This window comes from Rhodoblastus acidophilus, from assembly GCF_025961575.1.
In the GTDB taxonomy this organism is placed as follows: Bacteria; Pseudomonadota; Alphaproteobacteria; order Rhizobiales; family Beijerinckiaceae; genus Rhodoblastus; species Rhodoblastus acidophilus_C.
In genome coordinates this window covers 1-20411 of the sequence record NZ_JAOQNX010000016.1, presented here as the reverse complement: position 1 = coordinate 20411, position 20411 = coordinate 1, and the positions used below count along the sequence as shown (strand labels likewise).

Here is a 20411-nt window from a genome sequence, read left to right as displayed (position 1 = left end):
GAAGCGCCGCGGCTTAGGAGGAGCGCCGCGGCTTGAAAAGGGTGCGTGCGAGCGGGACAAATCTACTATTCTACTAGACTTCTGTGCCGCTTCCCGGCAATAAATGCCCATGCGCGACTGGGACTCAACGCTCTATCTGAAATTCGAACGCGAACGGGCGCAGGCCGCGCGCGACCTTTTGTCGCGCGTGCCGCCCCTGGCCCCGCGTAAAATCGTCGATCTCGGCTGCGGTCCCGGCAACAGCGCCGCCATTCTGTCGCTTTATTACCGCTGCGGCGACATTTTGGGCGTCGACCGTTCGCCCGGCATGATCAAGGCGGCGCGCGAGCGTTTGCCCGGGGCGCGCTTCATCGAGGCCGATCTGGCGGATTGGCGTCCCGACGCCAAGGTCGACCTGATTTTCGCCAATGCCGCCCTGCATTTCGCGGCGGAGCACGACCGCCTGCTGCCAAAGCTCCTGTCCTTCCTCAATCCGGGCGGGGTGCTGGCGGTGCAGATGCCCAACGTGCTGCAGGACCCCGCCCACGCGCTGATGCGCATGGTGGCGGTCGACGGTCCCTGGATGGAAAAGCTCGCGCCCGTCGCCAAAAGCCGCGCGGCGATCGGCCATATCGACGATTATTACGCCTGGCTGTCGCCGCATGTGCGCGCCATCGATCTCTGGCAAACCACTTATGTGCATCCGCTCGACGGCTATGACGCGGTGATCGACTGGTTCGCCGGTTCGGCGCTGCTGCCGTTCCTCGATCGGCTTGACGACGCAGAAAGCACAGCCTTTCTCGCGCATTACCGGCGCGAATTGGAAATGGCCTATCTGGCGCAGGACGACGGCAAGGTTTTGCTGCACTATCCCAGGTTGTTTTTCGTCGCGCAGGTGTGAGCTCTTTCCTGCTCTGCGAGGGCAGATATCGTGTCTATGAACTAATTGGTTGCTAAATAGCCCATCCTTCAGGCCAGGATTGTCGCGATGTCTGACTACGATTTCGAAAACTGGGTTTCTCATGAGCTAACGTTAATTCAAAATGGAACAAATATTCGACGTCCGGGCTATTATCAGTCCTTATTTAAATACGTCAGTCTTGATTCGGAAATTTCGTGGAACTATCTTGAAAGTACCTTACATAAATTGGAGCTTTATGGATCGGCGGCTTCGCATCTAAACGATCCGTTTGAAGTATCTCCGGTATTGTTTGACGATCTTCAGCCAGGCGCTATCGCAGCTGCTGTGAAATATAATAGGTTTTCGCCGAATTTCGATAATGAAAATAATAGGTCGTTAGAGGAAATTTTCTCGGATTCTCGCCCATCTCGGATGAGAGCGCAATCTTTTATCGAAGATACGATAAAGAGATATCGTATAATTTCGTTCTGTGAAAGAGCAGATTCCGGCTTGCTTTGGTCCCATTATGCCAATGGCTACCAGGGAATTTGCCTTCATTTTCTTGCGAATGGGTTTAGATGGAAGCCAAGCTATACAATTGGTTATGTTAGTTATTCAAAATATCGACCAACTTATCCGTTAAGTCTTGCTCTTTGCTTGTCTGTTAACCATGAGGGGCTTCCAGTTCCGGTAAATGCCACTCCGCTAAAGCGAGCTGAAAGTGAAAAGATACTATTTTTCACGAAATCTGAGGAGTGGGCATATGAAGCCGAGGTTAGGATTGTCTATGATTATAACCTTGCAAAAAATATGAGATTTGAAAGGAGTGATTTGCTTTCAATTATTGCGGGTCCAAAATTGAGCGACGAAAATCATCATAGAATTATTGCTATGATTAAGGGGTCTCCTTGTGCGACAGTTCCTATAAGGAGAGCTAAGCTTTCCAAGACCACCTTTTCGGTCGAAATCGAGAGTTGATCTGCCAACCGAACCCGTAGGCAGCATACTGGCTCACCGGCCGTGACCTTCGCTTCTTGTCTTCGCCACAATTTCGCGGCAGACAATGCGCATGGCTCAAGCTCTGACCCGCGCCCTCGCCCTGTTCGCCCTTGCAAGCCCCGCCTTTGCGGCTGGTCTGCCCGACCATCCGCCAGCGCCGCCGCCTCGACCGGCCTTTCCCAGCGATGCGCCCGAGCTCGCGCCGGGCGCTGATCAGTCGTCCGCCGAGCAGCCCTCGGTGGTCGAACTCCGGCCGAGCGTCGATCCGGCCGCGCCTGCGGATGTCGCGCCGCCGGCGCAGGCCCGGATCGAACCGCCTCCGCCTCCGCCCGCCCCGCCGCCTGCGCCGTTCAAGCCGCGTCCCGACACAGCCGCCGCTCTGGACCCCGACGGGTTTACCGCCGCCGAAAAGGCCGGTCTCGCCGATCTCACCCGCAAATATGCCGCGCGCCATGGCGTGCCGCTCGAGCTTCTCCACCGCGTCATCATGCGCGAGAGCAAATATCATCCGGGGATCGTCCACCACCGCTATTACGGACTGATGCAGATCACCCACGCCACCGCGCGCGGCATGGGCTACAAGGGCGGCGCCAAGGGCCTGCTCGACGCGGAAACCAATCTGGCCTACGCCACGCCCTATCTCGCCAACGCCTGGGCGCTCGCCGGCGGCGACATGAACCGGGCGGTGCGGCTCTACGCCGCCGGCTATTACAACACCGCCAAATCCAAGGGCATGCTTCGCGAGATGCGCGACGCCCATTCGCCGCCGGTCAAGCCCGAGGCGCCGCAGGAGACGCCGACCCTGGCCTCGCCGCCGCAGCAGCAGACCGGATTTTTCGACAGCCTGTTCGACCGCTGATTCTTGCATCGACGCCGCGCGCGCCCTATCTCCCCTGACGGAAGCTTGGGGGAGGCTATGACTGGCGAATTGCGTCTGATGGCCATGGACGAGGACGATCTCGCCGTGATCTCGGCCCACACGCAGGACGCCGTCCTGCATGTCGGCGATATGCTCTATCAGCCCAAGGAGCGGCGCTTCATCCTCGCCCTGCACCGTTTCGATTGGGTGCGCGCCGGCGCGCATCTTCGGGTGCAGGCGGGGCTGCATTTCGAACATGTGCGCAAGGCGGCGCTGCACGGGTTTTGCCAGGACCGGGCGGAAGACATTTTGAACCTGCTGTCGATCGTCTTCGTCCCCGGCGACGCTCCCTCGGGCGAGCTCATCCTCACCTTCTCAGGCGGTTGCGCCGTCAAGCTGGACGTCGAATGCATCGAAGCGCGGCTCGCCGATCTCGGTCCGCGCTGGCCGTGCAAGCATACGCCGGAGCATGAGCGGCCGGCGCCCTGAGGGGATCAGCCGCCCTTGCCGAGATAGGGGATGGTTCCCGCCGCGTCGGTGTCGTCAATGGCGAAAAACGTGCTGTGGGTTCCGTCCTGCCGCGCCTTGGCGAAGGACGCGTAATCGGGATCGTGAACAAAACCCTTGAGGTCGTCGAGCGTCGGAAACTGGATCAGGGCGACCAGCGACAGGTCGGGCTGCGGGCCTTCGATGGGGGTGATCCTGCCGCTGCGCGAAAGATATTTGCCGCCATGTTTGGCGGCGATGTCGTGGACTTTTTCGGCGTAGGCCGGAATCCAGGCGTCGTCGGTGACTTTGACTTGCGCAATGAGATAAACGGTCATGATTTCCTCCGTAAGCGCAGGCGATCTTTTTCGCGCCTGCTTGAGTGCTCGATGAGCGCCGTCGGGAGTTTGCGCCAGCGCCGCGCGAATGGAAACTTATGCCTTCCTTAGGTCAGATGGCGAGGGGGGCCGAGCGAAGCCTGGGGCCGCGAAGCTTGACAAAATTTCCCCGCGCGCCCAATTCGGCTCTTTGATCTGCCGGAGCTCCAAAATGCCGTTCAGGCTTGACGCCGCCGCCGAAACTTTCCCGAGAGACTTCGAAGCGCTGCTGCACATGAAGCGCGAGACCTCGGAGGATGTCGATCATACGGTGCGCGACATCATCGCCGACGTTTGCGCGCGAGGCGATGCGGCGCTGATCGACTATTCGAAAAAATTCGACCGGATCGAGCTGACGCCCGAAACCCTGCGCTTCACCCGCGAGGAGATCGAGGCCGCCGTCGCCGCCTGTCCCCAGGACCAGATCGACGCGCTAAAACTGGCGCGCGACCGCATCGCTTTGTTCCATGAAAAACAAAAGCCGTCGGACTTGCGCTTCACCGACGAGGCCGGCGTCGAGCTCGGCTGGCGCTGGAGCGCGGTGGAATCGGCTGGCCTCTATGTTCCCGGCGGCACCGCCTCCTATCCGTCCTCCGTCCTGATGAACGCGCTGCCGGCGAAAGTGGCGGGCGTCGAGCGTCTGGTCATGGTCGCGCCGGCCCCCGACGGCAAGATTTCGCCGCTGGTTCTGGCCGCCGCGCATCTCGCCGGCGTCGACGAGATCTATCGCGTCGGCGGCGCCCAGGCCGTGGCCGCGCTGGCCTATGGGACAAAAACCATCGCGCCGGTCTCCAAGATCGTTGGGCCGGGCAACGCTTATGTCGCCGCCGCCAAGCGCCGCGTGTTCGGGCAATGCGGCATCGACATGATCGCCGGGCCCTCCGAAGTTTTGGTCCTCGCCGACAAGACGGCGAACCCCGAATGGATCGCCATCGATCTGCTGGCGCAGGCCGAGCACGACACGGCGGCGCAGAGCATTTTGATCACCGACCATCCCGCGCTTGCCGACGCGGTTGAAGCCGCCGTCGAAGCGCGGCTGCAAACCCTGCCGCGCAAAAATATCGCGGAAAAGAGCTGGCGCGAGTTGGGCGCTGTGATCGTGGTGAAGGCGCTGGCCGATTCGATTCCGCTCGCCGACCGCATCGCCGCCGAACATTTGGAGATTATGGCGGACAATGCCGAGGAGCTGGCGTCGCGGGTGCGCAATGCCGGGGCGCTGTTCATCGGCGCGCACACGCCGGAGGCCATCGGCGATTATGTCGGCGGCAGCAATCACGTGCTGCCGACCGCCCGTTCCGCGCGGTTTTCGTCCGGCCTCAACGTGCTGGATTTCATGAAACGCACGTCCATCCTCAAATGTTCGGCGGAATCGCTGCAGAAGATCGGCCCCGCCGCCGTTACGCTGGGCAAGGCGGAAAAGCTCGACGCCCACGCGCTGTCGGTGGCGCTGCGGCTGGAGGCGCGATGACGGTTGGCGCGCGCCGCAACCGTCTGATCGCCGTCACGCTCGACGAGGCGTCGATCGGACGGGGCACGGCCGATCAGGAGCACGAGCGCGCCATCGCGATCTACGACCTGATCGAGGACAATTCCTTCGCTCTGCCGGGCCAGGATCGCGGCCCCTATCAGTTGCGCATCGGGCTGATCGACGCAAAGCTCGCGCTCAACATTTCGGACCAGGCGGGCGAGCGGGTGATCGCGCACATCCTCTCGCTCACCCCGTTCCGCCGCATCCTCAAGGATTATTTCCTGATCTGCGAAAGCTATTTCGCCGCGATTCGCACGGCGAGCCCGGCGCAGATCGAGGCGATCGACATGGGCCGCCGCGGCTTGCACAATGAGGGCGCGCAATTGCTGGCGGAGCGGCTGCGCGGCAAAGTGGAGTGCGATTTCGACACGGCGCGGCGCCTGTTCACGCTGGTCACCGCCCTGCACTGGAAGGGCGACGCGTGACCCCCCGCCCCAACGCCGTGCTGTTCACCTGCACGCTGAATGCGGTGCGCTCGCCAATGGCCGAGGCGCTCGCCAAAAAATATTACGGCGGGGAGATGCGGATCGAATCGGCGGGCGTGCGCGCCGGCGAAACCGACGGTTTCGCCATGGTGGCGATGCAGGAGATCGGCCTCGACATCATCCGCCATTGGCCGCGCACCTTTGAAGAGCTGGAATTTGTCGATTTCGATCTGGTGATCGCGCTGTCGACCTCGGCGCATCGCAAGGCGGAGGAGTTTTTCCATGGACGCGCCCAGGTCGAATATTGGCCGACCGAGGACGCCACCGCGCTCGAAGGCGCCCGAGACCAGAAACTGGAAGCGTTTCGCGAGGTGCGCGACGGTCTGCTGACGCGCATCAAGCAGCGGTTCGGCTGAGGCGCCGACGCGGCTCGGGCTTTTCGACGGCGCGCCGGAGAGCCGGCGGCCTGCGCCGCCCTGATGCTTTAGAATCGTGCGCTGCGCGCTGGACACCGCTGCATCGGGCTGCTGAACTGCGCCTTTGCTATGCAATGGGATTGCGACGATGATTGATTGGACTGCCGTTGAAGCGGTGCGGGCGACTGTTTTTGATGTCGTTCGCACCGCGTTTCTCGTGGTTGCCGGCGTGGTCGCCTACGTTCAGCTCCGGGAAATGTATCGTCTGCGCCGCTTGCAGACCTTGTCGTCCTTCAACGAACGCCTGGCGCGCTGCACAAAAGCCAATACCTGGATCGACAAGCCGGACTTGAATTGGGAGGAACTGGATAGCGGAACGAAATATGACTATCAGAACTATATTTCGGTCTTCGAGGACATCGGCGCGGCGCGCAACATCGGCATCCTGTCTCACGACGACTTCATCGCCAGTTACGGCGGAAGGTTCCTGAAATTGCACAATTCAGGAACCCTCCATCAGTTCATCGATGCGGCCGGATGGAGCGCGCATATGTTCGACAATCTGCGCATCTTGCTCAGAGACATCGACCAAGACGACCGAGCCTATATCGACCGGGCCCCGACGCTCTCCTCCGATCAGGTCAGCGCCGCCAGCGCCTGAGCGTCGGCCGCAAAAACCCCTTTTTCCGTGATGATGCCGGTCACCAGCCGCGCCGGGGTCACGTCAAAACCGGGGTTTTTGGCGGGCGTCGTTTTTGGCGCGATGCGCACCGTCACCAGGTCGCCGCTGTCGGCCTCGCCCGACATATGGGTGACCTCCTCCTGCGCGCGCTCCTCGATCGGGATCAGGCTGCCGGATTCCAGCTTGAAGTCAAAAGTCGAGACGGGGGCCGCCACATAGAAGGGGACGTTGTTGTCCTTTGCCGCCAGCGCCTTCAGATAAGTGCCGATCTTGTTGCAGGCGTCGCCATTGGCGGCGATGCGGTCGGCGCCGACGATGCACACGTCGACCTCGCCATGCTGCATCAAGTGGCCGCCGGCATTGTCGACGATCAGCTCGTGCGACACGCCCTGCTGGCCCAGTTCGAAAGCGGTGAGGAAGGCGCCCTGGTTGCGCGGGCGGGTCTCGTCGACGAAGACATGCAGGGGAATGCCGGCCTGCTGCGCTTTATAAATCGGCGCGGTCGCGGTGCCCCAGTCGACCGTCGCCAGCCAGCCGGCGTTGCAATGGGTGAGGATGCGCAGCGGTTTTCCCGCCCGCTTTTCGGCGAGAGTGCGAAGAATCGCGAGGCCGTTGTCGCCGATGGCGGAATTGCAGGCGATGTCCTTTTCCGCGAGATGTTTTGCGAACGTCATGGCGGCGTCGCGGCGCAGCTCTTCCGGCATTTGCGCCAAAAACTGCCCGATCTGCTCCAACGCCCAGGCGAGATTGACGGCGGTCGGGCGGGTTTTTCGTAAGGTCTCGCGGGCTTGCGCCAAGCCGGCGTCGGAGGCGTCGGCGCGCATGGCCAGCGCCACGCCATAGGCCGCGGTCACGCCGATCAGCGGCGCGCCGCGCACCAGCATGTCCTTGATCGCCCGCGCGGCGTCTTCAAGGGTGCGCAGCAGGACGGTTTCGATGCGGTGCGGCAGGCGGGTCTGGTCGAGAATCACCACACCGTTTCCGTCGGCGTCGGGCCAGATGGTGGTGCGTTTTTCTCCGGCGATCAGCATTTCAGAACTCCCTTGGCCGCATCCTGCGGCTTGGCTTCGATGGAATGGGCGATCCGGCCCTCGCGCAGCGCCAGCAGCGTGCCGGGCTCGAGAACGGTCCAGTTTTCATCCGAGGTCAGCGGGCCCGTGGCGAGCACGGTGACGCAATCGTCGGGGCCGGTCTCCTCGGCGAAATTCACGGAACGGTCCTCGTCGATCAGCGTCGCCTTGCCGAACGGGGCGTGGCGGGTGAGGCAGGACAGTTTTTTTCCGCAATAGGCGTAGAGCGTGCGGCCGTCCGACAGCAGCATGTTGAACACGCCCATGGGCGCCAGTTGCGCGCTGAGCCGATGCACCTCGCGGTCGAGCCGCGCCGGCGGCGGCAGCGCGTCGAATTTCTTGCGCAACTGGTCGAGCATCCAGCAGAAGGCGTGCTCGCTGTCGGTGGTCCCCACCGGCGCATAAAAATCGAGCGGCAGTTTCTTCACGCCGGGCAACTGGCCGTTATGAGCGTAGGTCCACACCCGGCCAAAAAGTTCGCGGGAAAACGGATGGGTGTTGGCCAGCGACACCTTGCCGCTGTTGGCCTGGCGGATATGGGCGATGACGGTCAGGCTCTTGATCGGATGCGCGCCGAGGAATCGGGCGATCTCCGAGTGCGCCGCCGGCTCGGGATCATGAAAGAATCGCGCGGCCCGCCCGTCGTAAAAGGCGATTCCAAAACCGTCGCGATGCGGACCGGCGCCGCCGCCGCGTCGCGCCAGGCCGGCGAAGGAAAAGCGAATGTCGGTGGGGACATTCGCGCTCATGCCCAACAATTCACACATAGGGGGCCGCAAGGATAAGGAGGCGCAACGCAATAAAGGAGCTTTGCGCACGCGCCAAGCTAAAACAGCGGGTGCGACCAAAAGTCTGGACTTTGGAGATGGTACCGCCACCCCGGCTCGAACGGGGGACCTCTAGATCCACAATCTAGCGCTCTAACCAACTGAGCTATGGCGGCAACGCGGCGGAACCTATAAGCAGTGGCGCGCGAATGCAAGTGCCTTCGCGCGCCATTTTTGCAGTTTTGCGTCAGTTCAGCTCGAGGATTTAAAACCCTTGCCAAACTGGTCCTTGAGCGGGCCGGCGGCGTCGGCCGCGACCTGCTGGGCCAAGGTGGTGAGCTCCTTGGCCTGAGTGGAGAGCGCCTCATATTGCTTGCGCATATGTTCGCTCTGCAGGGCGATCGCCTCCGACACGGAATGCACGCCGGCCAGCGCCTTCATATATTCCATCGAAGCGGCGGCGTTGGCCTGATAGGCTTCCATCGCCTTGGCGGAAAACGCCTGGAGGCTCTTGCTCGCGGCGGCGAAGGAGCCTTCCAGCGCATGGGCGGTTTCGGCGGCCTTGGACTTCGCGGCTTTCGGCTTCTCCGCCTTGGCGGCGGCAGCCGGTTGTTCGGCCTTTTCGGCCGGCGCATGCTCTTCAGCCTTCGCCGCCGGAGCGGGCTCGTGCTTCGGCGCAGGAGCGGGCGCCTCGGTTTCGAGCACGGCGAGGGTGGGTTCGGCCTCGTGCGCCGGGGCGGGGGCCTCCGCGACCGGCGCGGGGGCCTCCACCGGCGCGGCTTCCGGCGCCGCGTCGGCGAACAGAGCCGCCTCGGCGATCACGGGAGCCGGCCCGGGCTTGGGCCTGGCGGGCTTGCGCGGAGGAGCCATTATTTATGGTCCGGGGTGATGGCGGACTTGATCGTCTCGCCCATGGCCTTGGCCTGCTCCTGAACCGCGGCGATCTGCGACTTCAGATATTCGGTCTGGATCGCCATGATTTCCTTGGGATCCTTGGCCTTGACCAGGTTTTCGGCGAGGTCGAACGCCGCCTTCACATTGGCTTCCGCGTAGGAGATCGCCTTGGCGCTCATGTCCTTGACGCCCGCGGCCGCGTTCTCGGCGGCGGCTTCGGTCTGCGCAGCCGCCTTCTGCGCGGCGGCGACATAGCCGTCGAAGGCCTTGCGGGCCTGGTCGACGGTCTTCTCGGCGAATTCACGGACTTCCGGGGGGATTTCGAGGTTCAGATGATTGGTCATGGGGGACATCCTGTATGATTGCGCCCGGGCATTCCAGCGCTCCCACACTCCCGGGCCAATGAAGGTCACGCTTGGACAACTAACACGGAAAATGCTGCGCTGCAATTGGATTTTGTGCAGTGCAACATGGACCGCAGGATCCCTTCGTCGACCGCTGGAATTAACGAATTGTTCACCATAGCACGTTGCGGAAGCAAATGTCCTGGATCAAAACTGGATTCCGGGCGGCGGACGTGTTTAATCTTTCATTAAATAATTCTGGGCGGGACGATGGACGGAAGAGCGACAGAGGGATTGCGGGCGGAGATTGCCGCCGCCCTGGCCGACACGGGCGTCGCCTCGCTGGATCGCGCCGGCGCCCCCGTGCTGGTGGCCGAGGGGGAGGGGCTTCGGCTCGTCCACGCCAATCCGGCGGCGCTTGCGCTGTTTGGCGCGGAGAGCCTCGCCGATTTCGCCGGACGTGTGTTCGCGCCGGCCGCGTCGGCGCTTGCGCCGCGGCTCCTCGGGTTTGCGCCGGGCGCGGGCCGAATCGAACGGGTCGGCTTTGGCCCGGGCGCGCCGACGCTCACCTTCCTGTGCCGCCGCGCCGAGACCGGCGCGCTTTTCGTGCTCGCCGGGCTCGGTCCGCGGCTGCGCGGCGCGGTTGCGCCGAAGCTCGCCATCGCCGCCCGCCCCGTCGCGGCTGCCGAGGGCTGCGCCGAGCTGAAGCGCGACTTCGAGCGCCGCTACCCCGGCTTGAAGCCGGCGCGCTTCCTGTGGCGCACGGATGCGCGCAATGTCGTGACCGAAGTGACGCCGCCCCTGGCCGAGATTTTCGGTGGCGTCGCGACCAATCTGGTCGGGCGCGAACTGGCCGAGGTCGCGCGCGGCCTGGGCATGGACCCCGACGGCCGCCTCGCGACCGCGCTCACGGGACGCGCCACGTTCAGCGGCGTCGAGCTGATCTGGCCAATCGACGGCGCCGCCGCCGCCGCGCCGGTGTCGCTCGGCGCCCTGCCGGCCTTCGACCGCGAAACGGGCTTTGACGGCTGGCGCGGCTTCGGAGTCATTCAACTCGACCGCCTGCGCGAACGCGCCCTGCCGCCCGTGTTGCCCGAGGTCGCCGCGCCCGAGGCGCCGGCGCCGGAAGCGCCCGACACGTCCGGGGTGGTGCTGCCCTTCCCGCCGGCGCGGGGCGGCGCACCCGTGGAAAGCCGCGACGAGCCCGCGGCCCTGGTGACGCTGGCGCCGCACGAACGCCAGGCTTTTCGTGAGATCGCCCGCACGCTCGGGGCGCACGGCGAGCCGGCTGAAGCCGCGACGAGCGAGCCGGACGACCGCGCCGTCGCCGCCGACGCGCCCGCCGACATTCCGGCGGAGGCCGCGCTGTTCGATGAATGGCCGGTCGGATTGGCGATCCGCCAGGCCGGCGCCTGGGTGCGCGCCAACCGCGCCCTGCTCGACTGGCTGGGCTGCGCCGACGAGGCCGAATTTCGCCGGACGGGGTCGCTGCGCCGCGATCTGTTCGCGCGCGGCGTCGCCGTCCATATCGACACTGCTCCGACCATCTGGCGCGGCGCCCCGGCCGAAGCCGTCGTCGTCAGCCGCATCGCCGGCGCCGATGCGCCCGCCCAGGCCGGACATCTCGCCGAAAAGGTCGCGGCGCTCCAGGCGAGCCTGCGCCAGCGCGAAACCGAAGCCGCCGATGTCGCCGCCATTCTCGCGGCTTCGGCGGATGGCGTGGTCCTGTTCAACGCCGATGGCGATCTGCTCGGGCTGAACGCCGCCGCCGAAACCTTTTTCGGGCGCGCGCGCGACGAAAGCCTCAACATCCGCGACCTCGTCGCGCCGGAGGGTCAGGCCGCGATCGCCGCCGCGCTTGGCCGCCTCGCCGCGGGCGAGGCCGCGCCGACCCTGCGGCTCTCCTGCGCGCCCCGCTCCGGCGCGGCGCTGACCTTGGCGACCAGCTTTGCGCGGATGAGCGGCGGCAAGAAATTCTGCGCCGTGTTCCGCGATCTCGCGCCGGCGGGCGAGGGCGGGCCGGCCCTGCGCGACGCCAAGGGGCGCGCGGAGGCGCGGGCGGAGGCTGCGGAAGCCGAAAGCCGCGCCAAGACCGAATATCTGGCGGCCGTCACCCATGAAATCCGCACGCCGCTCAACGCCATTCTCGGCTTCACCGAAGTGATCATGGACGAGCGGTTCGGTCCGGTCGGCAACGCCCGCTACAAGGAATATCTCAAGGACATCCACGCCTCCGGCGCCCATGTGATGAGCCTGGTCAACGACCTGCTCGACCTCTCCAAGATCGAGGCCGGCAAGCTCGACCTGACGTTCGCCGCGGTTGACGCGAACCAGGTGGTGGCGGAATGCGTTTCGCTGATCCAGCCGCAGGCCAATCGCGAGCGGGTCATCACCCGTCTGGCGCTGGCGAGCGGCTTGCCGGCGGCGCTGGCGGACGAACGTTCGCTGCGCCAGATCGTGCTCAATCTGCTCGCCAACGCCGTGCGCTACAACGAGCCGGGCGGGCAGGTGATCGTGTCGACCTCGCTGGTTTCGACCGGCGCGGGCGGGCGGGTGCTGCTGCGGGTGAAGGACACCGGCATCGGCATGAGCGAATCGGAGCTGGAGACGGCGCTGGAGCCGTTCCGCCAGGTGTCATCCAAGGCGGGAGGCAGCGGCCTCGGCCTGCCCCTCACCAAGGCGCTGGCGGAAGCCAACCATGCAGAATTCGCCATCCGCAGCCGCAAGAACGAGGGCACGCTGGTCGAAGTGAGTTTCGCGCTCGCGCCCGCCGTCGCCGACGGACTGCGGTCCGTGGAGCAGGCGTCGCGTTGACGGTTGGGAGGCGGTCATGGATGCTTTCGCGCGCGAGCGCTTGCGGCGGGCGGGCCTGACGCCGCAGGATTTCGCCTGGTTCGACGGGTTCGGCTGGGACGATGCGCGCGTGCCGGCGCCGGAGCCTGGAGAGATCGCTGAGTTTCGCCGGCGTGAAGCGGCGCTCAATGCGGCGGCGCCCGTCGGCTTCACCGAACATGGCGCCTCGCTGGAAGGTCGGCTCGCCGCCGCCATCGGCGCGCGCTGCGCCGACGCGCAGGATCGCGCGTCGGGCGACGACGATTAGTTAGAGATCGGGCGTCCAGCGCAGGCCGGCGCGGACCTGTTGCGCGTCGATGGTCTTGCGCACGGTGTTCTGGCTGGAGTCGACAACGCTGATCGAGCCCATGTTGATGTAGCGATAGCCGATGTCGAGCTTGAGATGCGGCGCGATGTCGAAGGATGCGCCCGCCATCAGGGCCCAGGTGAAATTGGTGTAGACCTGCGTTTGCGCCTTGGGGCCGGCATAGCCGACGATATAGCAGGTCGAGCCCGATCCAGATCCGCTGGGGCACCAGGTGTTGTTCGTGCCGCTATAGCTGTAAGCCGATCCGTTGCTGAAGAAGAATTTCTCGGTGCTGCTGGCGCGCAGGCTGGTAAAGCCGAGACCGCCGCCGAGATAGGGCGTCACGCCGAACCAGGTTCCGAGATCGCCGTAGACGTTGGCCAGCATCGACCAGTTCTGCAGGCTGGTGGTGTCGGTCTTGTAGCAGGAGGTCAGCGTCGTGGTGTTGAACGGACATCCGCCGACCTGGTAGTTGCCGATGTAATAGGGCGTGAAGGTCTGGCTATAGGTCCCCGAATAGGTCTGATTCCATTCGTAGGTCACATCGGTGCGGAACCAGCGGTTGAAAACGTAGCCGACGCCGAGCGTGGAGTTCATGAGTCCGACATTGCGTCCCGCATTCGTCAACAGGTTGCCCGGGGGGGTGCTGACGAGGTCGATGGGATCGGTCGAGCTGTAGGCGTAGCCGGGGATGGACTGGGTGGAATAGCCGACGTCGCCGCGCAGGTACCAGCCAGAGCCGAATTCGACCAGGGCGTCCGGGTCGGACTGATAGACGGGGGCCAGCATGTCGGCGGCCTGGGCCCGCACGGCGCCGCCAGCCAGCAAAACCATTGCGGCGGCCGCCGCCTTCGTGACTTTCCGCATAACGAACCTCTTTGTCCCCGGGCGTCTTTTTCAGTTAAAGGCATGTTGAACGAAGAGGGTTAATGTCGGCTTAACCTTAATGCTTTGCTGCGGGTAGTTTTCGTGGCTTTCTTTCGTTGCGGAATGCTGTGAAGCCGCGCCGGCAAAGAAAAAGGCGGAAGCTTTCGCCTCCGCCTTGCATGTCTTCTGGCAAGCGCGCTCAGAACTTGGCGCGCACCGGGACGTCGTAGACCACCGGCGCCGCAGCCAGCCAGCGCAGACCGACGCGAACGTCGTTGGAGGCCATGTTGAAATGCTGGGTTTCCCCATGGCAATAGGCGAGGGCGTCGCAGGCGATCGCGCCGGTCTGGAAACTGCCCATATTGACGTAACGATAGTTGGCGTCGATCAGCAGGTTCGGGGTAATATGGTAGGAGACGCCGGCCGTGAGCGCCCAGGCGAAGTTCACGCCGGTATAAGCGGGAGCGTTGCCCCAGGCGTTGTTGCCGGCGAGCGGGAACTGGGTGGTGTCGGTGACGCCGGAGGTCTGGTAGGCGGCGAAGCCGAAGCCTCCGCCGACATAGGGCGTGAACCCGGCCCAGGTGCCCATGTCGAAATAGCCGTTTACCAGGACCAGCCCGGTCTTGACCTGACCCTTGTACTGGTCGCCGCAATAGGCGTTGGCGTCATTGCCGATCGAGCAGCCGGTCAGACCGCCGTTCCATTGCGCGTTGATATAGGAGGAATAATTGGCGGCGTTTCTGTACTCGCCGGTGATATCCGCGCGGAACCAGTTGTTGAACTGATAGCCGAAGCCGAGGCCCAGAATGCTGGAATCGCCGACGGCGACGCCGGTGGCGCCGACCACCGCCCCCTGGGTGACGAGCGTGCTGCCATCGGCAAAGGTCGACCGCAGGCCGCTCGCATTGTTGTTGGCGAGGCCACCGTCCACGCGAACGTAGAATCCGCCGGTCTCCTCGACCACGGCGCCGCGCAGCGGCGCTTCGATCGGCGGCGGCGGGGGCAAAAGATCGGCGGCTTGGGCCGCTTGCGCCGCGCCGAGCGCCAGCACACTCGCGTAAGTAAGGGCTTTGAAGCGGCCCATGTTGAAAATCCTTCTCCGGAGCACAGCTGACGGCAGCCATGCGGTTAACACAACGAAATCCCGATCCGCCGAGCCGAGCGGCGCCCGCGCCCGGACGCCAGCATGCCTTGACGAACGCAAGTGTTGGCAGGAATTACTTAAACAGGGCTTAACCCTAACCTTTAACCGTGAATTTTCATCATGAATGCGGCAAGTTGTTTCGTTTCGAAACATCGTCCACAACGCCGCGAACAGAAATGCTTTACGAATGCGCTTCGATCCGCTACGGCTGAACAGTGAAAAAGCCTAGGGCGCATCGGGTGTTTCGCCCCGCCGAGGCTGTCCTTCCGGCGCTTTTCCTCCCACGCGCTTCGTCCTGGGAAGAAGCCCAGAGTTGAAAGCGGCGCGGCGTCCCGCGCCGTGAGATATGGAAGTTGGGTTCAATGGCGAATGTGGTGGTGGTCGGCGCCCAGTGGGGCGACGAGGGCAAGGGCAAGATCGTTGACTGGCTTTCGCTGGAAGCCGATGTGGTCGTGCGGTACCAGGGCGGGCACAACGCCGGCCATACGCTGGTGATCGACGGCGTCACCTACAAACTGTCGCTGTTGCCCTCGGGCATCGTCCGCCCCGGAAAGCTGTCCGTCATCGGCAATGGCGTGGTGGTCGATCCCCGCCATCTCGTAAAGGAAATCGCCGGCCTGCGCGAAAAGGGCATCGCCATTTCGCGCGACAATCTGCGCATCGCCGAAAATGCGCCGCTGATCCTGTCGCTGCATGGCGAACTCGACGCCCTGCGTGAAAACGCCGCGGCGCCCGAGGCCAAGATCGGCACCACCAAGCGCGGCATCGGTCCCGCTTACGAGGACAAGGTCGGCCGCCGCGCCATCCGCGTCATGGATCTCGCCGATCTCTCCACCCTCGACGGCAAGATCGCCCGGCTGCTCAGCCACCATAACGCGCTGCGCCGGGGCCTGGGCCTCGACGAAATCAAGGCGGAGACGATTCGCGCCGAGCTGGAGGACGTGGCGCCGCACATCCTGCCGTTCATGGACCGCACCTGGTCGCTGCTCGACGATCTGCGCCGCGCCGGAAAGCGCATCCTGTTCGAGGGCGCGCAGGGCGCGCTGCTCGACATCGACCACGGCACTTACCCCTTCGTCACCTCGTCCAACACGGTCGCCTCCAACGCCTCCACCGGCGCCGGGCTCGGGCCCAAGGCGGTCGGCTATGTGCTGGGCATCGCCAAGGCCTATACGACCCGCGTCGGCGAAGGTCCGTTCCCGACCGAGCTGACCGACGAGACCGGCCGGACCATCGGCGAGCGCGGCCGCGAATTCGGCACGGTCACCGGCCGCGCCCGCCGCTGCGGCTGGTTCGACGCCGTGCTGGTGCGCCAGACCGTGAAAACCTCGGGGATCGACGGCATCGCGCTGACCAAGCTGGACATTCTCGACGGGTTCGAATCCGTGAACGTCTGCGTCGGCTATCGGCTGGACGGCGAGACCATCGACTATCTGCCGGCCTCGCAGGCGGCGCAGGCCCGCGTCGAGCCGATCTACGAGACCATCGAGGGCTGGCGCGAGCCGACCGGCGGCGCCCGCTCCTGGGCGCAGCTGCCGGCGCAGGCGATCAAATATGTGCGCCGGGTCGAGGAGTTGATCCAGGCGCCGGTGGCGCTGCTCTCCACCAGCCCCGAACGTGACGACACCATTCTGATGCATAATCCTTTTCAGGATTGAGTGATGGCCGACTACTATCCTCTGCTGGCGAAGGCGGTCGCCGCGCTGCCGAAGTCCACGCCGCAGACCCGCGGCGCCATTTACGAGCGGGCGAAAAAGGCTCTGCTCGGGCAGCTCAACGCCATGCAGCCGCCGCCGCCCCAGGACGCGATCGAACGCGAGGCGCAGGCGCTCGACGAGGCGGTCGCGCGGCTGGAGCGGGAATTCGCCGCCGCCGACGCGTTGGCGGCCGAGGCTCTGCTCAAGCCGGAGCCCGAGCCGGCGCCTGCGCCCGCGGTCGTCGAGGAAACGCCGTCGCCGCGCGAGGACGATCGCCGCGCCTCTGGCTCGCGCGATTCCGGCCCGCGCGACAAGGCGCGGCCCGCCGCGCCCCGGCCGATCAAGGAGGAGGGCGGCGGTCTGCGCCGCCTCGCCATCATTCTGGGCGCGCTCGTCCTGGTGGTCGGGCTCGTCGGCTTTGTCGCGTGGAAATTGCGCGATCGTCCCGAGGATCTCGCCAAATTGTCGCCGCCCGCCGAGAGCGCCAGTGAGGACACTGGCGGGAAGATCGGCGAGCGCATCGGCGGCGAGCCCGTCGCGCAGCCGCGCCCAACCGCCGATTCCGTGGTGCCCGTCGGCTATCGCGCCGCGTTGCTCACCCGCGACGCCTCGGAGCCCGGCGGCATCAAGACCTATGTCGGCAATGTCGTGTGGAAGCGCGAATCCACCAATCGCGGTCCGAACCAGCAATTGGTCAGCGCCATCCGCGCCGATGTCGATCTTGCCGACGCCAAGCTCAAGGCGGTGGTGCTGATCGAGAAGAATTTCGATCCGTCGCTGTCCTTCTCCCACACGATCAACGTGCGGTTCTTCCCCGCCGAAGGCTCACCCGCCAATGTCGCCGCCATCGGCATGCCGGAAATGCGCGCCGATGACGCGCCCAAGGGCGTGGCCTTGCAGGGCCTGCCGGTGCAGATCGCCGCCAACGCCTTTCTGGCCGGGCTCAACCAGGCGAGCGTCGAGCAGAACAAGACGTTGCTCACCACGCCGAACTGGATGGACATCCAGCTGAGCCTCGCCAATGGCTCGATCGCCAAGATCACCATGGAGAAGGGCGCGGGCGGCCGGAAAATCTTCTCCGAGGTGTTCGCCGAGTGGAACGAAAAATAGCCGCCGCGTTTTTTCGCGGCGGCCTTTGCCGTCTCTCAAGGCCCGTTCGTCGAACGGGCCTTAGTTTTTTGGTTTGATCCGCAGGGATGAGAGCGTCAGGCGCGCGCCGGCAGCGCCGCCAGAGTCGGACGCGGCGGCAGGGCCTCGACCCGCGCCACGCTTTCGCGCACCGCCTGCTGCACCTTCTCGAAGGCGCGCACCTCGATCTGGCGGACGCGCTCGCGGGAAATGCCGAATTCAGCCGAAAGGTCTTCCAGCGTCATCGGCTCGTCGCTCAGGCGGCGGGCCTCGAAAATCCGCCGCTCGCGCTCGTTGAGCACGTTCAGCGCTTGGGCCAAAGCGGTGCGGCGGTTGTCGCTTTCCTCCGATTCCGCCAGAATATTCTCCTGGCTTGCGGAATCGTCGACCAACCAGTCCTGCCACTCGCCGTCGCCATCCTCGCGCAGGGGCGAGTTGAGCGAGGCGTCGCCGCCGAGGCGACGGTTCATCTCCACCACCTCCTGGCGGGTGACGCCGAGCTTGGTGGCGATCGTGTCGACCTGGTGCGGCTTGAGGTCGCCCTCGTCCAACGCCGAAATCTGGCTCTTCGCCTTGCGCAGGTTGAAGAACAGCTTCTTCTGGTTGGCGGTGGTGCCCATTTTGACAAGGCTCCACGACCGCAAAATATATTCTTGAATTGACGCGCGAATCCACCACATAGCGTAGGTGGCCAGGCGGAAACCCTTTTCGGGCTCGAAGCGCTTCACGGCCTGCATCAGGCCGATATTGCCTTCGGAGATCACTTCGCCGATGGGCAGGCCATAGCCGCGATAGCCCATGGCGATCTTCGCCACGAGGCGCAGATGCGACGTGACCAGCCGATGGGCGGCGTCGCCATCAGAATGTTCGCGCCAGCGCTTGGCGAGAATATATTCCTCCTGCGGCTCCAGCATGGGGAACCGCCGGATTTCGTCCAGGTAGCGCGACAGGCCGGAATCACCGGCGAGAACAGGGAGCGCAGCAGCCATCCAATCCTCCAATTGCGGACGCCCGTTCGCGGCGCATCCGCTTCAGCCGCAAGAGCCGGCTGTTTCCAAGCTCGAGAGCCATCCGTTTCGTTCCGATCCGGAGGGCCCGCGGGCTTTCGAATGGAACATATAGGGACCGCCAACCATGGCCGAAAGAGGGCGCGGCCCTTTCCCGGCGATTACATTTTGGTAATTCAGATCCGCGCGAACGGTTCCGTTTTCCGTCTTTTTCCAATTTGAGTCTGGCGTTTTTCGCGCTTTGCGCTAACAAGCGACTAACGTCTAATACGAGATCTCCATGTCCCACTCCTTGTTTGCCCAGGTCGAGGAACTTCCTCGCGACCCCATCCTCGGCCTCACCGAAGCCTTTAACGCCGACAAGACGCCGCATCGCGTCAATCTCGGCGTCGGCGTCTACCAGGACGAGAACGGCAAGGTGCCGCTGCTCGCCTGCGTGAAGGCGGCCGAAGAGGCCATGCTGGCCAAGGCCGGTCCGCACACCTATGTGCCGATCGACGGTTACGCCCATTACAACGCCGCCGTCGCCAAAATGGTTTTCGCCGAGTCCTGCGATTTGGCGAATGTGGTCACGGTGCAAGCCCTGGGCGGCACGGGCGCGCTGAAGCTTGGCGCGGAAATGATCAAGGTGGTCACGCCCAAGGCCAAGGTCTGGATCAGCGACCCGAGCTGGGAAAACCATCGCGCGCTGTTCACCGCCGCCGGCTTTGCGGTCGAGACCTATCCCTATTATGGCGCGGACGGCGAACTGGATTTTTCGGGCCTGATCGCGACGCTGGAAAAAATCCCGGCGGGCGACGTGGTGCTGCTGCACGCGTGTTGCCACAACCCGACGGGCCTCGACCTGTCGCAGGACCAGTGGCGCCAGATCGCGAAAATCGTTCGCGCGCGCGGGCTGACGCCGTTCCTCGACACCGCCTATATGGGCTTCGCCGAGGGGCTGGAAACCGACGCCTTTTCCGTGCGCCTGTTCGCCTCCGACGGCGGGCCGCTGTTCGTGTCGTTCTCGTTCTCGAAATCGCTGTCGCTCTATGGCGAGCGCGTCGGCGCGCTGAGCGTGCTCACCGGCAGCCCCCAGGAGCGGTCGCGCGTGCTCAGCCAGATCAAGCGAATCGCCCGCATCACCTATTCCTCGCCCGCCGGCCATGGCGCGGCGGCGGCGGCGGCCGTGCTCGCCGATCCCGCGCTTCGCCAGCAATGGGACGAGGAACTGGGCGCCATGCGCGTGCGCATCAAGAAGATGCGTCAATTGCTTGCCGAAAAACTGTCGCAGACGGTTCCGGGGCGCGATTTTTCTTACATCGTCCGCCAGAACGGCATGTTCTCCTATTCGCGCCTGACCAAGCCACAGGCGGTTCTGCTGCGCGAGAAATATGCGGTCTATGCGCTGGATTCCGGCCGCATCTGCGTCGCCGCGCTCAATGAGAAGAACATCGATTACGTCGCCGAGAGCATCGCCAAGGTGATGAAAGAAGCGTGAGACAAGGGCGCCGGTTAACCCGGCGCCCGCGTTATGGCCATGGTTCGATGCTTCAACAGGCTCAGCAGGCCGCTTCGCGTCCTCCTCACCATGAGGGGCCTTTCTTATATCAGTAGCCCCATCTATCAGTAGCCCTCACCCTGAGAGTCTGTGACTTTTTCGATTGCTGACGCTCATGACAGCTGATTCATTGGCTTGTGAGGCCGGGAGCAGTTGTCATGA

19 protein-coding genes, 1 tRNA gene and 1 pseudogene are annotated in these 20411 nt (G+C 64.3%); 12 read left to right on the top strand and 9 right to left on the bottom strand.

The window, feature by feature from the left end; translation table 11 throughout:
• Positions 1 to 109 precede the first annotated feature (109 nt).
• The 4 genes from tam to M2320_RS12500 all read left to right on the top strand — a co-directional run bounded on the left by tam (position 110) and on the right by M2320_RS12500 (position 3227).
• Positions 110 to 880 (top strand): trans-aconitate 2-methyltransferase, encoded by a 771-nt coding sequence (tam, locus tag M2320_RS12515; RefSeq protein WP_184427007.1) that lies wholly within the window; start codon positions 110 to 112, stop codon positions 878 to 880.
• Positions 881 to 967: 87 nt separating this feature from the next.
• Complete coding sequence (locus M2320_RS12510) at positions 968 to 1858, top strand: DUF2971 domain-containing protein (protein ID WP_264597566.1); 891 nt, start codon at positions 968 to 970, stop codon at positions 1856 to 1858.
• Between the two features lie 91 nt (positions 1859 to 1949).
• Entirely contained in the window at positions 1950 to 2738 is a 789-nt protein-coding gene (locus M2320_RS12505) for a lytic transglycosylase domain-containing protein (protein ID WP_184427008.1), read from the top strand.
• A gap of 57 nt (positions 2739 to 2795) precedes the next feature.
• A complete protein-coding gene (locus M2320_RS12500; protein WP_264597565.1) occupies positions 2796 to 3227 on the top strand; it encodes a DUF2948 family protein in 432 nt (143 codons plus the stop codon).
• A gap of 5 nt (positions 3228 to 3232) precedes the next feature.
• On the opposite strand, the gene M2320_RS12495 is transcribed toward M2320_RS12500, so the two are convergent.
• Complete coding sequence (locus M2320_RS12495) at positions 3233 to 3562, bottom strand: DUF1330 domain-containing protein (RefSeq protein ID WP_264597564.1); 330 nt, start codon at positions 3560 to 3562, stop codon at positions 3233 to 3235.
• A gap of 211 nt (positions 3563 to 3773) precedes the next feature.
• On the opposite strand from M2320_RS12495, the gene hisD reads away from it, so the two are divergent.
• From hisD to M2320_RS12480, 3 genes are read left to right on the top strand one after another with little or no spacing between them, the layout of a single operon-like run.
• A complete protein-coding gene (gene hisD, locus M2320_RS12490; RefSeq protein WP_184427011.1) occupies positions 3774 to 5069 on the top strand; it encodes a histidinol dehydrogenase in 1296 nt (431 codons plus the stop codon).
• Positions 5066 to 5554 carry a UPF0262 family protein gene (locus tag M2320_RS12485; protein ID WP_184427012.1) on the top strand — a complete coding sequence of 163 codons (489 nt, stop codon included), beginning with the start codon at positions 5066 to 5068 and terminating at the stop codon, positions 5552 to 5554. The genes hisD and M2320_RS12485 overlap by 4 nt, the downstream gene beginning before the upstream one ends.
• Complete coding sequence (locus M2320_RS12480) at positions 5551 to 5970, top strand: arsenate reductase ArsC (protein WP_264597563.1); 420 nt, start codon at positions 5551 to 5553, stop codon at positions 5968 to 5970. The genes M2320_RS12485 and M2320_RS12480 overlap by 4 nt, the downstream gene beginning before the upstream one ends.
• Before the next feature lie 575 nt (positions 5971 to 6545).
• Here M2320_RS12480 and mtnA read toward each other — a convergent pair.
• From mtnA to M2320_RS12450, 5 genes and pseudogenes are all read right to left on the bottom strand, one after another.
• Positions 6546 to 7683 (bottom strand): annotated as a pseudogene (mtnA, locus tag M2320_RS12470) (S-methyl-5-thioribose-1-phosphate isomerase).
• Positions 7677 to 8489: a class II glutamine amidotransferase gene (locus tag M2320_RS12465; protein ID WP_264597560.1), complete on the bottom strand. Its 813-nt coding sequence runs from the start codon at positions 8487 to 8489 to the stop codon at positions 7677 to 7679. Before M2320_RS12465 ends, mtnA begins: the two are co-directional and overlap by 7 nt.
• Before the next feature lie 99 nt (positions 8490 to 8588).
• Positions 8589 to 8665 (bottom strand) — tRNA-His (locus M2320_RS12460).
• 76 nt (positions 8666 to 8741) lie between these two features.
• The gene (locus M2320_RS12455) at positions 8742 to 9359 is read right to left on the bottom strand and encodes a phasin family protein (protein WP_264597559.1); all 618 of its coding nucleotides are present in this window, start codon (positions 9357 to 9359) and stop codon (positions 8742 to 8744) included.
• Entirely contained in the window at positions 9359 to 9727 is a 369-nt protein-coding gene (locus tag M2320_RS12450; protein WP_184427018.1) for a phasin, read from the bottom strand. The genes M2320_RS12455 and M2320_RS12450 overlap by 1 nt, the downstream gene beginning before the upstream one ends.
• A 270-nt stretch (positions 9728 to 9997) precedes the next feature.
• Between M2320_RS12450 and M2320_RS12445 the strand changes: the two genes are divergently transcribed.
• Together M2320_RS12445 and M2320_RS12440 are read left to right on the top strand one after the other, a co-directional pair.
• A complete protein-coding gene (locus M2320_RS12445) occupies positions 9998 to 12541 on the top strand; it encodes a sensor histidine kinase (RefSeq protein ID WP_264597558.1) in 2544 nt (847 codons plus the stop codon).
• Positions 12542 to 12557: 16 nt separating this feature from the next.
• A complete protein-coding gene (locus M2320_RS12440) occupies positions 12558 to 12827 on the top strand; it encodes a hypothetical protein (RefSeq protein ID WP_264597557.1) in 270 nt (89 codons plus the stop codon).
• Here M2320_RS12440 and M2320_RS12435 read toward each other — a convergent pair whose 3' ends face one another.
• Positions 12828 to 13733 carry an outer membrane protein gene (locus M2320_RS12435; RefSeq protein ID WP_264597556.1) on the bottom strand — a complete coding sequence of 302 codons (906 nt, stop codon included), beginning with the start codon at positions 13731 to 13733 and terminating at the stop codon, positions 12828 to 12830.
• 199 nt (positions 13734 to 13932) lie between these two features.
• On the bottom strand, positions 13933 to 14817 hold the full coding sequence (locus M2320_RS12430) for an outer membrane protein (RefSeq protein WP_264597555.1): 885 nt from the start codon (positions 14815 to 14817) through the stop codon (positions 13933 to 13935).
• Positions 14818 to 15239: 422 nt separating this feature from the next.
• On the opposite strand from M2320_RS12430, the gene M2320_RS12425 reads away from it, so the two are divergent.
• Together M2320_RS12425 and M2320_RS12420 are read left to right on the top strand one after the other, a co-directional pair.
• A complete protein-coding gene (locus tag M2320_RS12425) occupies positions 15240 to 16535 on the top strand; it encodes an adenylosuccinate synthase (RefSeq protein ID WP_184427023.1) in 1296 nt (431 codons plus the stop codon).
• A gap of 3 nt (positions 16536 to 16538) precedes the next feature.
• Positions 16539 to 17684 (top strand): hypothetical protein, encoded by a 1146-nt coding sequence (locus M2320_RS12420; RefSeq protein ID WP_264597554.1) that lies wholly within the window; start codon positions 16539 to 16541, stop codon positions 17682 to 17684.
• A gap of 95 nt (positions 17685 to 17779) precedes the next feature.
• On the opposite strand, the gene rpoH is transcribed toward M2320_RS12420, so the two are convergent.
• The gene (gene rpoH, locus M2320_RS12415; RefSeq protein WP_184427025.1) at positions 17780 to 18691 is read right to left on the bottom strand and encodes an RNA polymerase sigma factor RpoH; all 912 of its coding nucleotides are present in this window, start codon (positions 18689 to 18691) and stop codon (positions 17780 to 17782) included.
• A gap of 298 nt (positions 18692 to 18989) precedes the next feature.
• Between rpoH and M2320_RS12410 the strand changes: the two genes are divergently transcribed.
• A complete protein-coding gene (locus M2320_RS12410) occupies positions 18990 to 20189 on the top strand; it encodes an amino acid aminotransferase (protein ID WP_264597553.1) in 1200 nt (399 codons plus the stop codon).
• The last annotated feature ends 222 nt before the right edge of the window (positions 20190 to 20411 follow it).

Bases quoted from the DNA above. Each gene is read 5' to 3' on its own strand.
- tam (WP_184427007.1), top strand. From the start codon at position 110: ATGCGCGACTGGGACTCAACGCTCTATCTGAAATTCGAACGCGAACGG.
- M2320_RS12510 (WP_264597566.1), top strand. From the start codon at position 968: ATGTCTGACTACGATTTCGAAAACTGGGTTTCTCATGAGCTAACGTTA.
- M2320_RS12505 (WP_184427008.1), top strand. From the start codon at position 1,950: ATGGCTCAAGCTCTGACCCGCGCCCTCGCCCTGTTCGCCCTTGCAAGC.
- M2320_RS12500 (WP_264597565.1), top strand. From the start codon at position 2,796: ATGACTGGCGAATTGCGTCTGATGGCCATGGACGAGGACGATCTCGCC.
- M2320_RS12495 (WP_264597564.1), bottom strand. From the start codon at position 3,562: ATGACCGTTTATCTCATTGCGCAAGTCAAAGTCACCGACGACGCCTGG.
- hisD (WP_184427011.1), top strand. From the start codon at position 3,774: ATGCCGTTCAGGCTTGACGCCGCCGCCGAAACTTTCCCGAGAGACTTC.
- M2320_RS12485 (WP_184427012.1), top strand. From the start codon at position 5,066: ATGACGGTTGGCGCGCGCCGCAACCGTCTGATCGCCGTCACGCTCGAC.
- M2320_RS12465 (WP_264597560.1), bottom strand. From the start codon at position 8,489: ATGTGTGAATTGTTGGGCATGAGCGCGAATGTCCCCACCGACATTCGC.
- M2320_RS12455 (WP_264597559.1), bottom strand. From the start codon at position 9,359: ATGGCTCCTCCGCGCAAGCCCGCCAGGCCCAAGCCCGGGCCGGCTCCC.
- M2320_RS12450 (WP_184427018.1), bottom strand. From the start codon at position 9,727: ATGACCAATCATCTGAACCTCGAAATCCCCCCGGAAGTCCGTGAATTC.
- M2320_RS12445 (WP_264597558.1), top strand. From the start codon at position 9,998: ATGGACGGAAGAGCGACAGAGGGATTGCGGGCGGAGATTGCCGCCGCC.
- M2320_RS12440 (WP_264597557.1), top strand. From the start codon at position 12,558: ATGGATGCTTTCGCGCGCGAGCGCTTGCGGCGGGCGGGCCTGACGCCG.
- M2320_RS12435 (WP_264597556.1), bottom strand. From the start codon at position 13,733: ATGCGGAAAGTCACGAAGGCGGCGGCCGCCGCAATGGTTTTGCTGGCT.
- M2320_RS12430 (WP_264597555.1), bottom strand. From the start codon at position 14,817: ATGGGCCGCTTCAAAGCCCTTACTTACGCGAGTGTGCTGGCGCTCGGC.
- M2320_RS12425 (WP_184427023.1), top strand. From the start codon at position 15,240: ATGGCGAATGTGGTGGTGGTCGGCGCCCAGTGGGGCGACGAGGGCAAG.
- M2320_RS12420 (WP_264597554.1), top strand. From the start codon at position 16,539: ATGGCCGACTACTATCCTCTGCTGGCGAAGGCGGTCGCCGCGCTGCCG.
- rpoH (WP_184427025.1), bottom strand. From the start codon at position 18,691: ATGGCTGCTGCGCTCCCTGTTCTCGCCGGTGATTCCGGCCTGTCGCGC.
- M2320_RS12410 (WP_264597553.1), top strand. From the start codon at position 18,990: ATGTCCCACTCCTTGTTTGCCCAGGTCGAGGAACTTCCTCGCGACCCC.